10 protein-coding genes are annotated in these 12,816 nt (G+C 73.8%); 5 read left to right on the top strand and 5 right to left on the bottom strand.

Annotated features, from left to right (window positions below; genetic code table 11):
- The first annotated feature begins 102 nt into the window (after nt 1–102).
- Nucleotides 103–1,260 (top strand): DUF5925 domain-containing protein, encoded by a 1,158-nt coding sequence (locus AC3ERT_RS19995; protein WP_435175747.1) that lies wholly within the window; start codon nt 103–105, stop codon nt 1,258–1,260.
- 52 nt (nt 1,261–1,312) lie between these two features.
- On the opposite strand, the gene AC3ERT_RS19990 is transcribed toward AC3ERT_RS19995, so the two are convergent.
- The 3 genes from AC3ERT_RS19990 to AC3ERT_RS19980 form a co-directional block, all read right to left on the bottom strand.
- Complete coding sequence (locus AC3ERT_RS19990) at nt 1,313–1,684, bottom strand: GntR family transcriptional regulator (protein WP_335982261.1); 372 nt, start codon at nt 1,682–1,684, stop codon at nt 1,313–1,315.
- A complete protein-coding gene (locus tag AC3ERT_RS19985; protein ID WP_435175745.1) occupies nt 1,681–2,817 on the bottom strand; it encodes a methyltransferase domain-containing protein in 1,137 nt (378 codons plus the stop codon). Before AC3ERT_RS19985 ends, AC3ERT_RS19990 begins: the two co-directional genes overlap by 4 nt.
- Nucleotides 2,818–2,895: 78 nt before the next feature.
- Entirely contained in the window at nt 2,896–3,939 is a 1,044-nt protein-coding gene (locus AC3ERT_RS19980; protein ID WP_435175743.1) for a polyprenyl synthetase family protein, read from the bottom strand.
- A gap of 404 nt (nt 3,940–4,343) precedes the next feature.
- On the opposite strand from AC3ERT_RS19980, the gene AC3ERT_RS19975 reads away from it, so the two are divergent.
- The 3 genes from AC3ERT_RS19975 to AC3ERT_RS19965 all read left to right on the top strand — a co-directional run bounded on the left by AC3ERT_RS19975 (nt 4,344) and on the right by AC3ERT_RS19965 (nt 9,546).
- A complete protein-coding gene (locus tag AC3ERT_RS19975; RefSeq protein ID WP_435175741.1) occupies nt 4,344–7,826 on the top strand; it encodes a DNA polymerase III subunit alpha in 3,483 nt (1,160 codons plus the stop codon).
- A 31-nt stretch (nt 7,827–7,857) separates the two neighbouring features.
- Complete coding sequence (locus AC3ERT_RS19970) at nt 7,858–8,970, top strand: DNA polymerase Y family protein (RefSeq protein WP_435175739.1); 1,113 nt, start codon at nt 7,858–7,860, stop codon at nt 8,968–8,970.
- Between the two features lie 111 nt (nt 8,971–9,081).
- Nucleotides 9,082–9,546, top strand: coding sequence for a PPOX class F420-dependent oxidoreductase (locus AC3ERT_RS19965; protein ID WP_335982252.1), 465 nt, complete (start codon nt 9,082–9,084; stop codon nt 9,544–9,546).
- On the opposite strand, the gene AC3ERT_RS19960 is transcribed toward AC3ERT_RS19965, so the two are convergent.
- Together AC3ERT_RS19960 and AC3ERT_RS19955 are read right to left on the bottom strand one after the other, a co-directional pair.
- Nucleotides 9,543–10,547 (bottom strand): helix-turn-helix transcriptional regulator, encoded by a 1,005-nt coding sequence (locus AC3ERT_RS19960; RefSeq protein ID WP_435175737.1) that lies wholly within the window; start codon nt 10,545–10,547, stop codon nt 9,543–9,545. The two genes, AC3ERT_RS19965 and AC3ERT_RS19960, sit on opposite strands and share 4 nt — an antisense overlap.
- Nucleotides 10,548–10,698: 151 nt before the next feature.
- Nucleotides 10,699–11,964 carry a DUF5685 family protein gene (locus AC3ERT_RS19955; RefSeq protein ID WP_435175735.1) on the bottom strand — a complete coding sequence of 422 codons (1,266 nt, stop codon included), beginning with the start codon at nt 11,962–11,964 and terminating at the stop codon, nt 10,699–10,701.
- A 386-nt stretch (nt 11,965–12,350) separates the two neighbouring features.
- Between AC3ERT_RS19955 and AC3ERT_RS19950 the strand changes: the two genes are divergently transcribed.
- Nucleotides 12,351–12,794: a cell division protein SepF gene (locus tag AC3ERT_RS19950; RefSeq protein ID WP_335982246.1), complete on the top strand. Its 444-nt coding sequence runs from the start codon at nt 12,351–12,353 to the stop codon at nt 12,792–12,794.
- Nucleotides 12,795–12,816: the final 22 nt, after the last annotated feature.

The following is a 12,816-nucleotide window of genomic DNA, read 5'->3' as shown; positions in this document are numbered from 1 at the left end:
ACGGCAAATCAACCCTTTCGAGGGGTTTGGAAGTTCGCGTAACAGCCCGAGTCGAACCGAAAAGCGCTGGGCGATCGCGCCGCCGTGCCGGATCATGGCCTCATGTCCGCCACATCCCGTCCGCCGAGGAGGCACGTGCCGCCCACCTCTCCCGCCGCCGACGCGAAGGCCGCCGCGGCCGCCGATCCGTTCCGCGCCCTGCCGGTCCACCTGCGGCTGGACGACAGCGACTCCCCGTCCGACGTCGTCGACGCCCTGTTCCTGGGGCGCTTCACCTCGGGACAGCAGCCTTTCGCCCGCAGCAGTTCCCTGGAGAACGTCAAGGCCGGCCTCACTTTGCTGCCGCCGGACGCGACCGTGCTGCGGCAGGCCCGCGACAAGGACCGCAGTGCCCTCCTGGCCGAGGGGGAGGACTGGACGATCCTCGTCTCGCGCTGGAACCGGGGCGCCGACGTCACGGTGACGGCGACCTCCGACGAACTCGCCGAGCGGGTGCTGAAGTCGGCGGTCGAGGACGCGGAGGACGAACCGGAGCCGCAGCCGGAGACCGTCACCATGGGCTTCTGGTACGTCTCCCCCCGGCGCGGCCCGCACCGCACCACCCGGAAGATCTCCGCCGACACCTGGGACGAGCTGCGCGGCAACTACTCGGCACCGGTCGCCGACGCCATGGACGGCCTGATGAAGATGACCGCCGACGACGTCACCGGGCGGCTGCTCCTGCTCCACGGACCGCCCGGCACCGGCAAGACGTCCGCCCTGCGCACCCTGGCCCGCTCGTGGCGCGACTGGTGCCAGGTGGACTGCGTCCTGGACCCCGAACGCCTCTTCAACGACGTCGGCTACCTGATGGACATCGCCATCGGCGAGGACGAGAGCGAGGGCGGCCGCTGGCGGCTGCTCCTGCTGGAGGACTGCGACGAACTCATCCGCGGCCAGGCCAAGCACGAGACCGGCCAGGCGCTGTCCCGGCTGCTCAACCTCACCGACGGGCTGCTCGGCCAGGGCCGGAACGTCCTGGTCGGCATCACCACCAACGAAGCCCTGGAACGCCTGCACCCGGCTGTCGTCCGGCCCGGCCGCTGCCTCGCCCGCGTCGAGGTCGGCCCGCTGAACCGCGAGGAGGCGGTGCGGTGGCTCGGCACCAGCGAGGGCATCGGACGCGAGGGCGCCACCCTCGCCGAGCTGTACGCCCTGCGCCGCGGCACCTCCCCCACCCTCGCCGTGCCGCCCCAGGCGGAAGGCGGCCTCTACCTGTGACGGCCGGACCCCGCCACCGGTCCGGTCCGCCGCCGGCCCCGCCGGAGCCGGCCTACGCGCCGTACTCCGCGCGCAGCGCCTCCTCCACGGCGGCACGTGCGGCGGCAGCGTCCAGACCCAGTCGGTGGACCCGCTGCGCGTAGCCGGTCGCGGCAGCGGCCACCTCGCGGGCCTGGGCGTCGCCCGCCGCGATGTACGTGCCGTGACGGCCCCGGGTCTCGATCACCCCGTCCGCCTCCAGCGCCCGGTACGCCTTCGCGACGGTGTTCGCCGCGAGTCCCAACTGCTCGGCCAGCCCGCGCACGGTGGGCAGCTTGTAGTGGACCGGGAGCTCCCCCGCGCGGGCCTTCTCCGCGATCTGGCCGCGCACCTGCTCGTACGGGGCAGCGGTCGCGTCCGGATCGATCGTGATCTCCAGGCTCATACGCCGGATACTGGCACAGCGGGCGCCGCCAGCGGCACCGCTCGGGCCGGACCGCCCGGGGCGTAGGCGATGGAGTCCCCGCTCTCGTGCAGATGGAGCAGGAAGCGGTGGCCGGCCAGGTGGCCCTCGATCGCCGCGCGGCAGTAGGCGACCATGTCGTCGGGCAGCGCGTCCAGCGGATACCAGCCCAGCTCCGAGCACTTGTCCGGCTCCCGGTTGACCGGTTCGGGGCCGCCGGGCGCTTGGTGCGCGACGAAGAACCAGCCGATCCGGGCCTGTCCGCCGGGCCCCCGGTGCTGCATCACCAGTGCGGCCTCCAGGTCGCCGGGGGCCAGGTCGAGCCCGATCTCCTCCCGGGTCTCGCGGATCATTCCGCTCCTGACGTCCTCGCCGTCCTCCAGGTGCCCGGACGGGGCGTGCAGCAGGCCGTCCGCGTAGCCGGTCCCGGCCCGGCGGGCGAGCAGCACGTCCCGGCCGCGCAGCAGGAGCAGGTGGACGTCGACGACCTCGGTGTGCCGGCGGGAGCCGCGGGGCGCCGGGCGGACCACCGCCGCATACCGCTCGTCGGACACCTCCCGCCCCCACAGCGCCGTGTCGTGTCCGAGCTGTTCGACCCGGGTCGACCCGCCGAGCGGCGCGGTGAGTTCGACGAGGGTGTCCGCCGAGATGCCGACCGGAGGCGTCCCCCACCTTCCCTCGACGAGGACCAGCCGTCCGCCGGGCCGCAGCAGGTCCGCCCACCGCCGCAGCACGGCGTCCGGGTCCGGCAGCGCCCACAGCACGTGGCGGACGAGGACGACGTCGAATCCGCCGGCCCCCACCGGCGGGTGCCCTGCGTCGCCGACGACCACCCGCGCGTCCGTGCCGGCGAGTTTCGCGCGGGCCCGTGCGGCCATCCGCTCCGACCGGTCCACCGCGGTGACGCGGTGCCCGTCGGCAGCGGCGAGGCGGGCGAGGCTCCCGGTGCCGCAGCCGAGGTCGAGCACGTCGGACGGCTCCGCCGGCAGCCAGGACCTCAGCCGCGCCTCCCAGGCCGAGCGGACGCCCGGGTCGCGCAGGCCGTGGTCGGGCTCGTCGTCGAAGTGGTCCGCGGCGGCATCCCAGTACTGCCGGGCGTCTGTGTCGGTGCTCATACGAGAAGCTTCGCACCCACCACTGACACGGCCGCCGGCGTGCTGACCGGCCGAGCGGATCGGACGGACGAGGAGGGCTCAGGCGCGGCGGGCGGCCAGGCGTCCGGCCATGGCGGCGAGGTGGTCGCGGTGCTGTCCGGGCGGGAGGTCCTCCAGCGCGGCCAGCGCGGCCGCGAGGTGATCGGCGGCGGTGGCCCGGGCGGCGTGCAGCGCCCCGGCCGCTTCCAGGAGTCCGGCCAAGGCGTGCTGGGCGTCCTCCGCCGGCCGCTGCCACAGGTCCTGCAACAGCAGGCGCTGCTGGGGCGTCGCGTTGCCGAAGGCGATCAGCACCGGCAGGGTCGGGCGCCGGTTGCGCAGGTCGCTGAGGGCGGGCTTGCCGGCCGCCCGGTCGTCCTCGGCGTACGGCAGCAGGTCGTCCTGCATCTGGAAGGCGATCCCGAGGTGGTCGGCGAACCGGGCCAGGGCACGGGCGTGCGGCGGCTCCGCTTCGGTCAGCACGGCGGCCGCACGGGTCGCGGCGTCGAGCAGGGCGCCCGTCTTGAGCCGGACCATCCGGAGGTACTGCGCCATGGCGCAGTCCATCCGCCCGGCGAGGTCGGCTTCCATCATCTGGCCGCGGCTGACCTCGACGGCGGCCGTGCTGATCACATCCAGTACCCGGAGTGCCTGTTCGGCACCGTAGCCGCTGGTCGCGAGCGCCCGCGCCTGCCCGAGCGCGGCGCACATCATGGCGTCCCCGCCCACCAGGGCGTCGGCCTGGCCGAAGCGCGCGGCCACGCTCGGGCGGCCGCGCCGCAGCGCGTCCTGGTCGATGATGTCGTCGTGCACGAGCGTGGCGGCGTGCAGCATCTCCAGTGCCGCGGCGGCCGGCAGTGCCGCGCCCGGGTCGCCGCCCAGGGCCGCGACGGTCTCCAGCAGGAGCAGCGGGCGCAGCAGTTTCCCGCCCGGCAGCAGGGCGTAGCGCATCAGCACGCCCAGCCGGTCGTCCGAGGCGCACACGGACTCCAGGTGCCCGAGCAGGAGCGCGGCCAGCTCCACCGCGCAGCCGTCCACCATGGCGGTGTCGGTGGGCGGGGAGAGCACCGTCAGGGGCTCGGGGCCGAGTTCGACGCCTCCGCGCACACTCCACCAGCTCTCAGGCAGGACCGATGACCAGAGCCGCGCGCCCGCCTCTTCGGTCCGGCGAACCGGACGGAAGCCGCGAGCGGCAGATACCCCCACACTATTCCGGCCGCTCGGAGCACCTTCCGGCACCCCATGGCTGGTGCGGGGGCGAAGGCCGGCGCCCTCTCGTGATGAACGTCATTGCGGCCGGCGGCGCCGCGGTCCGCACCGCCAAGTCCGTTGCCAGGCCGCGAAGATGCGGCGCAGGCGTTCGATTTCGCCATCGTCCTCCACCCCCGGACCGCCGACCAACGGGCGCGTTCGAGTCGCTGGCCTGGGGCGACCGCGCTAAGGTAATCGAACGAACGTGCGAGAACGTTCCGGACGGATGGCCGAAAAGGGGTGGAGGGTGGAGGTGCGGCATGGCGGGCTTCGCCCATCTGCATGTCGCGTCCGGCTACTCCGAGCGGTACGGCGCGGCCCACCCCGAACAGCTCGCCCTGCGGGCGGCCGAGCGAGGGGTGCGGACGCTGGCGCTGACCGACCGGGACACCGTCACGGGGGCCGTGCGGTTCGCGCGGGCGTGCGCGGAAACAGGGGTGCGGCCGGTCTTCGGGATCGACCTCGCCGTGGCCGCGCTCGCGCCACCGCCCCCGGCCCAGCGGCTCAGGGCCCCGGCGCGCGGCGGCGCCCACGTGGTCGAGCCGCCGTTGCGCTTCGTCCTGCTCGCCCAGGATGCCCAGGGCTGGGCCCGGCTGTGCCGCATCACCAGTGCCGCCCACGTCGGCACTGCGAGCCGGACGGCGCCCGTCGAGGTGCCGTGGGACGCGCTGCGCGAGCACGGCGGCGCCGGTCTGACCGTGCTGCTCGGGCCGCTCTCGGAGCCGGTGCGGGCGCTGGCGGCCGGCCGGGAGGACGTCGCGGTGAGGCTGCTGCGGCCCTGGTGGGAGATCTTCGGCGACGGGCTGCGACTGGAGGCGGTCGTCCACGGCAAGCCCGGGACGGGGCCGGGCTCGCTGCGGCTGGCCGCCCGCACTCTCGCGCTCGCCGACCGCACCCGTACCACCGCGGTGCTGACCAACGCCGTCCGCTACGCCGACGCGGAGCAGCACCGGCTCGCCGACGTCCTCGACGCCGCGCGGCTGCTGCGGCCGATCGACCGGCGGCGGCTGGACAGCGGGCAGCGCTGGCTCAAGGGGGAGGGGGAGATGTCCCGGGTGGCGCGGGAGATCGCCGAGTGCGCCGGCATGGGACCGCGCCGGGCGGACCGGCTGCTCGCCGACACCGCCGCCACGGCAGCGGCCTGCCGCCTGGACCCGGGGGCGGATCTGGGCATCGGGTCCCGGCACTTCCCCGAACCGGAGGTCGTCGGGGCTCGGAAGCCAGGTCCTGGTGCCGCTGTCCGGCTGCTGCGGGAACGCTGCGAGGCGGGGCTGGCGCGCCGCGGCCTGGAGCGGGACCGTGCGGCGCTGGAACGTATGGGAAGTGAGCTGGAGATCATCGGGAAGCTCGGCTACGACTCGTACTTCCTCGCCGTCGGGCAGGTGGTCGCCGACATCCGCGAGCTGGGCATCAGGGTCGCCGCCCGCGGTTCCGGCGCGGGCTCGATGGTCTGCCACGCCCTCGGTATCGCCACCGCCAACCCGCTCGACCACCACCTGCTGTTCGAACGCTTCCTCAGCGAACGGCGCAGGGGATTGCCCGACATCGACATCGACGTGGAGTCGATGCGCAGGCTGGAGTGCTACGACGCGATCTTCCGCCGGTTCGGCCACGAGCGGGTCGCGGTCACCGCGATGCCCGAGACCTACCGGGCGCGCAGAGCGCTGCGCGACACGGGGCTGGCGCTCGGCATCCCCCCCGCGGAGGTGGACCGCGTCGCCAAGAGCTTCCCGCACCTGCGGGCCGGAGACATCACCAGCGCGCTCGCCGAACTGCCCGAACTTCGCGCACTCGCCTCCGAGGCCGGGCGGTACGGGCCCCTGTGGGAACTCGCCGAAGGGCTGGACTCCCTTGTCCACGGCATGGCCATGCACCCGTGCGGAGTGATCATCAGCGACGCGACCCTGCTGGACCGCCTTCCTGTCCAGCCGACCCCGCAGGGCGACTACCCCATGGCCATGGCGGCCAAGGAAGAGGTCGAAATCCTGGGCAACATCAAACTGGATGTCCTGGCGGTACGGATGCAGTCCTCGATGGCGCACGCGGTCGCGGAGATCGAACGTGCCACGGGGCAGCGGATCGACCTCGACGACGGGAAGCAGGTCCCGCTCGACGACGTCTTCGCGTTCCAGCTGATCCAGCAGAGCCAGACCATCGGCATGTTCCAGTTGGAGTCGCCCGGCCAGCAGGACCTGCTCTCCCGCCTTCAGCCGCGGGACGTGCAGGACGTCATCGCCGACATCAGCCTCTTCCGCCCCGGGCCGGTGGCCGGCGGAATGCCCGAGCGGTACATCGCCGCCCGGCACGGCGGCTCTCCGCGCTTCGCCCACCCCGCCCTGGAACCGGTGCTCGCCGACACCTACGGGGTGACCATCTGGCACGAGCAGATCATCGAGACGCTGGACGTGATGACCGGATGCGGCAAGGACCGGGCGGAGGTGGGCCGGCGCCTGCTCGGCAACCCCGGGAAGCTGCCGGAGATCAGGGACTGGTTCCACCGTGCGGCCGCCGCCCGCGGCTTCTCCCCCGAGGTCCGCGACGAGGTGTGGGCCACGGTCGAGGCGTTCGGCGCCTACGGCTTCTGCCGGGCGCACGCGGTGGCGTTCGCGGTGCCGGCCCTCCAGTCGGCCTGGCTGAAGGCGCACTACCCGGCGTTCCTGCTGGCCGGGCTGCTGGAGCACGACCCGGGCATGTGGCCCAAGCGGGTCATCGTCGCCGACGCCCGGCGCCGCGGGGTGCCCGTGCTGCCGGTCGACGTCAACCGCTCCCGCCCGGAACACGTCGTCGAGCGTGCCGAGGACGAGCGGTGGGGGGTGCGGCTCGCCCTGTCCGGGGTGCGCGGGATCAGCGAGGAAGAGTGCGCGCGGATCTCCGCGGGGCAGCCGTACGATTCCCTGTCCGACTTCTGGCAGCGGGCCAGGCCCAGCCGTCCGGTGGCCGAACAGCTCGCCGTCATCGGTGCGTTGGACGCGCTGCACGACGGGCGGTCGACCCGGCGGGATCTGCTGTTGCAGATCGCCGAACTGCACAGGCAGTCCCGCAACCGCAACGTGACCGAGGGGCAGGTCCCCCTCACCACGGAGGCGGTCGGCGCCGCCGAGCCCGGCGGCCTGCCCGAGATGACCAAGCGCGAAGTGCTCGGCGAGGAACTGCACACGCTCGGCATCGACGTCTCCCGGCATCTGATGGAGTACCACCACCGGCTGCTGCGGGAGATCGGCGCGACCGACGCCGCCCATCTGGGCGGCCTGCCCGCAGGCCGGCAGGTCCTCGTGGCCGGCATACGGTCCGCGACCCAGACCCCGCCGATCGCCTCGGGCAAGCGGATCATCTTCGTCACCCTGGAGGATGGCTCCGGCCTGGTCGACCTCGCCTTCTTCGAGGACTCCCACGAGGCATGCGCGCACACCGTCTTCCACTCCGGGCTGCTGCTGGTCCGCGGCACCGTCCAGGTCCGCGGCACGCGCCGGACGATCGTCGGCACCATGGCCTGGGACCTTGAGCAGCTCGCCGCCACCCGGCGTGACGAGGGACCGGAGGCCGCCCTTGCGCTCCTGGGAGCGGACGGTCCCCACCCGACACCGGCGCAGCCGCAGCCGCAGCCGCAGCCGCAGCCGCAGCGAACTCTGGCGAACGGCACCACCGGCGCCCGCCTCCACCCCTACGCCGACCTCCAGCCCGCCGGCTCCCGCACCGCCGACCTGCGCAGGCTCGGCCACCGCAGCCCGGGGAGCGCGGGATGAGGGCGCGCCGCATCGTCGGGGTGACTGCCGCGTGAGCGGGACCGGTGGCGTGGCCGGAGGGCGGCACGCCGGCGGCAGGCAGGTGCTGCACGTGCGGTTGCTGATTCCGGACCGCCGACGCGAGGCCCTGTTCGCCGCGGTCCTGGAGGCGTTGACGAACATCACACCGGTCGTGCAGGCGCTCCCGCCCGACGCCGCGGACCTGGACGTGACCGGTGCGCTGAGGTTCTGGGACCGGGATCTGCGCGGGATCGCGTACTTGGTGCAGGTGCGCCTGGTGGCTTTGTTCGGGCTGGACCGCGCCTGCATCGGGGCCGGGACGAACCGTCAGATCGCCGCCATGGCCGCGTCCGTCACGCCGCCCGGCCGCGTCACCGTCGTCGGCTCCTCCCGCGAGGCGGTGGCCGCGTTCCTTCGTCCGCTGCCGGTGGCGGCGCTGCCGGGCGTCGGGCCGGCCACCGCGGAAACACTGCGCCGGTACGGGCTGCACACGGTCGGCTCGCTCGCCGACCTGCCGCTGGTGACGCTGCAACGAATCCTGGGCGGCACGGCCGGCAGAGCGGTTCGCGAGCGGGCCCTGGGGATCGACCCCCGGCCGGTCACGCCGGCGGAACTGCCGCGGTCGCTCACCAGAGCGGTGGAGTTTCCCGCTGATGTGCTCGATCCCGAGCGGCACCGCACCGCGCTGCTGTCGCTGGCGGACGCACTGGGCGGGCAGCTGCGGCGGGAGGAGCAGGTCGCCGGCGCGATGGTGCTGACGGTGGGGTACGCGGACGGGTCGGCGTCGGTGCGCAAGCGGGTACTGCCCGAGTCCACCGCGCACTCGGCCGCGCTGGCCCGGGCGGCGTACGCGCTGTACGAGCAGTTGGGACTGCAGCGGGCCCGGGTCCGGCGCGTTCATCTGCGGCTGGACGCGCTGCGCCCCGCCAGGGAGGCCGTGCGGCAGCTCAGTTTCGATCCGCGGGACGACCGGGCCCGCGCGGTGGAGGCCGCCGCGGACAGCGCCCGGGCACGTTTCGGAAGCGACGCCGTGATGCCGGCGAGCCTGGCACCGTCCGCCGCCAGAAGGCCGCGCCGGCCCCGCCCGGCGCGTCTCGGGCCGGACCGGCCGCCGTGGGCGACGGGGCTTGTCCCGAAAGAGTGAATCCGTGCGATTCGGTGCTCGGGACGGAACAACCGCCCGGCCACGGCGCGTTCCCCCATGCACAGGCAGTAACCGACCGTATCCGTCAGCCCCGCTCACCGAGGAGCGATCATGCACCAGGCCCCCGCCACCAGCCCGCTGCTGGACCTGCTCAAGGACCAGCGGAACGGAGTGCTCGTCACACTCAAGAAAGACGGCAGGCCCCAGTTGTCCAACGTCACTTTCCTCTACGACGAGTCGACCCGCTACATCCGCGTCTCCGCCACCGACAGCCGGGCCAAGACCCGCAATCTGCGCCGCGACCCGCGGGCGAGCTTCTACGTCACGACCCCCGACCTGGGCGCCTATCTGGTCGCCGAGGGCGAGGCGGAGCTCACCCCGGTGGCCGCCGATCCGCACGACGCCACCGTGGACGAGTTGGTCGAGGTCTACCGGGCGATCGCCGGGGAACACCCGGACTGGGAGGAGTACCGCGCGGCCATGGTGGCCGACGGGAGGCTGGTCATACGCCTGCGGGCCGACCGTGCCTACGGCTGGGGCCGCACCCAGGGCGGCACGAGCGGCCCCCTGGACTAAGGCTGCCCGAGGCCGCCGGGGGCCACCTGGGCGCCGCCCTCCGCACCTCCGCGGTGGGCCGCCCGGGCCAGCCGGCCGGACACCGCCGCGAGCTGGGACACCAGCTCGGGCGGCTCCTTCACCTCGAACTCCGCACCGGTCATGCCGATGAACATCGCCACGGCGTCCAAGGTCTCGAACCCGGTGGTCAGTTCGCAGGTGTCGGGCCCGAGGGCGGCGAGCCGGCCGAAGCCTGACCAGGCGAGGGCGGCAATGGTGTCCAAGGGCGCGTGCAGCACCACCCTGGCCTGGTAGCGGTAGGCCCGGGAGGTGACGCCCGCGGCGACGTAGGAGGCGGCGTCGTCGGGGAGTTCGCGCGGGGCGAAGCGGGGGCCGGTGGGCGGCTTGGGCTCGATCCGGTCCACCCGGAAGGTCCGCCAGTCGTCCCGGTCGGTGTCGAAGGCGAGGAGGTACCAGCGGCGGCCGTGGTGGACCAGCCGGTAGGGCTCGACGGTGCGGCGGCTGCCGGCGCCGCGGTGGTCGAGGTAGTCGAAGCGCAGCTGCTCCCGGTCCCGGCAGGCGGCGCCGATCACGGTCAGCACTTCCTGGCTGACCGTCATGGCGGCGGGCGCGGGCCGCACGGTGACCGCCTGCATCGCCTGCACCCGGTGCCGCAGCCGCGACGGGAGGACCTGCTCCAGCTTGGTCAGCGCCCGCGCCGAGGTCTCCTCGATGCCCTCGACGCCGCCGACCGCGCCGGTACGCAGGCACAGCGCCACCGCGACGGCCTCCTCGTCGTCGAGCAGCAGCGGCGGGAGGGCGGCACCCGCGCCCAGCCGGTAGCCGCCCGCCGTGCCGGGGGTGGCGTGGACGGGGTAGCCGAGCGCGCGCAGGCGTTCGACGTCCCGCCGGACCGTACGGGCGGTGACGTCCAGGCGCCCGGCGAGTTCGGGTCCGGTCCAGTCGCGGCGCGACTGGAGGAGGGAGAGCAGGCGCAGCAGGCGGGCTGAGGTTTCCAGCATGCTGTTCAGTCTGGCAGTGGTCCAGGACAGGAGTTGACCGCGAGGTGAGCGAGCGAGGAAGGAGCAGGGCAGGCGTGGCGGAGCGGTTCGAGAAGGCCGCTGCCGCCGGGCGGTACCCGGCGGAACGGCCCGACCCCGGCGGCGCCCCGGTTCAGCAGTCGCACCCGCAGTCGCAGCAGTCGCAGTTCCCGCAGCACTCGCAGCAGTCGCCGCAGTTGCTGCAGTCGGTGCTGTCGCAGCAATCGCAGTCGTCGCACCAGGCGTCACGCGGTCGTCCGGTCCAGGCGTCCTTGTGGTCGGTGCAGCACACCTGGCAGGTGCAGAACATGCCGGCGTAGACCAGGCATCCGGCGATCAGGCCGCGGCGGCGGGGCGGCTCGGGCGGGGGCGGGAAACCGCCGGGGCCGCCCGGTCCGCCCGGCTGCTGACCGGGAGGGTGGGGCTGCTGGCCGGGCGCGCCGGGTGCGTAGGGACTGCCGGTGTACGGGTTGCCGGTGTAGGGGTTGCCCGGGTACGGGTCGCCGTTCTGGGCCGCGGGGTGGTGCGCGCAGTTGTCCGTGCCGAAGGCGCGGTCCACGGAGCGTCCGAGTTCGTGGACGAGCAGGGTGTGGGCCAGGCGGGCGGAGGCGGTGTGGGCGAAGTCGACATCGCGGAGGGCGAGTCGGATGCCGTGGCGGGCGTCGTCGCACAGCCGCCGGGCCTCGGCGAGGTCGGTGCCGGTGGCGGTGAGCGGGTTCCAGGCGCCGGTGCGGGTGTCCTCGGCCAGGTCCTCGACCGCGTCGAGCAGGTGGGCGAGGCGACCGAAGAGCCGTCCGGCCTCCTGGAGCGGGGCGGTGTTGCCCGGCCGCCCGGCGAGGACCGCGGTGTGGGCGAAGGCAGCGGCGGTCGCGGTCTCGGTGGGTTCGGTGACGGCCAGCACGCAACTGCCGAGCCCTGCCGCCGCTTCGACCTCCGCCTGGCGTCCGACCGCGTCGAGCAGCAGCGTGGTGTCGAAGCCGAGGTCGCCGCCGGTGCGTGCGCCGGCCCGGTCCCAGCGGCGGGCGACCTTCTGGGCCGCGCGTGCGACGGGGCGGCGGGCGAACGGGCCGTCGCCGTCGTCGACATGGTCCCGCACCTTCGCCGAGGCCAGGACCAGGGAGACCGCCGCGGCCAGCCGGGCGCCCTCGCCCTTGGCGACGGTCGCGGTGCGCATGCCGCGCAGCGGACAGGGCCCGGCGGTGCGCCGCTGGGCGGGAGTGGGCGCGGACTGGGCCTCGACCAGTACAGAGATGATCAGACCGTCGTAATTGGTCGCGACACGGGCGAACTGCCCGTGCCCGTCGCGCAGGGCGAGGCACAGTCCGCACAGATGGGCCAGCCACGAGGCCGCCATGCCCTCCGACATCCGGTGCCGGCAAGGACGGATGATTCCGAACACGCTTCCCACTCCCCCATCGAACCCGCATTGCAGGACGCGCGGTCGGCGCCGGCGGCCGTTCGGCCCGGCCGGCCATACACCCGCCGCCGCCTGCGCTTTGACCTCCGGTCAGGTTTCAGAACCCGGCCGGCGGTCATGTTATCGGTGCGGGGCCCCGGTCCCGTACGGCCGTACGGCCTCCGAAATCACCCGATCGTGGAGGACGTTCCCATCAGATCGTCAGGCCCCCGATGCCTGCCCCTGCTTGACGGTGCGCCACTATCGTGTGTGCCAGTACCGTCACAAAGGGCCTGCGTGGCGCGTATCCCCTTGGCGCATCACCCTCATCATGGATGACGATAGGACTAAGCGGACGGTACAGACCGCGTGCGAGAGAGGAGGCGTCCATGGGTTCTGTTCGACGGGCGAGTGCCTGGCTTGGCCTCGTCGACGACAACGGCGGCGAGGGTTACTACGACGAGGAGTACGCCGACTACGGCGAGGGCCCGGAGCGCGCCGACACGTGGGTGACCGACCCGCGGGTTCGGATCGCGACCGAGTCGGCCGAGGAGGAGGGGCGGCGGATCGCCACGGTGACGCCCGACGGCTTCCGTGACGCGCGCGGCATCGGTGAGCTGTTCCGCGACGGCGTCCCGGTGATCGTCAACCTCACCGCGATGGAGCCCTCCGACGCCAAGCGCGTGGTGGACTTCGCCGCCGGGCTGACCTTCGGCCTGCGCGGCTCCATCGAGCGGGTGGCCACCCGGGTGTTCCTGCTCACCCCGGCCGACTACTCCGTGATGAACGCCGACTCCCGTCGCGGCGGCGACGGTTTCTTCAACCAGAGCTGAGTCCGGTTCCGGTGGCCGCCAC

The sequence above is a fragment of the Actinacidiphila sp. bgisy145 genome (genome assembly GCF_057708125.1).
Note: the sequence above shows the minus strand (reverse complement) of the source record. Positions and strands in the feature narration are given on the sequence as shown.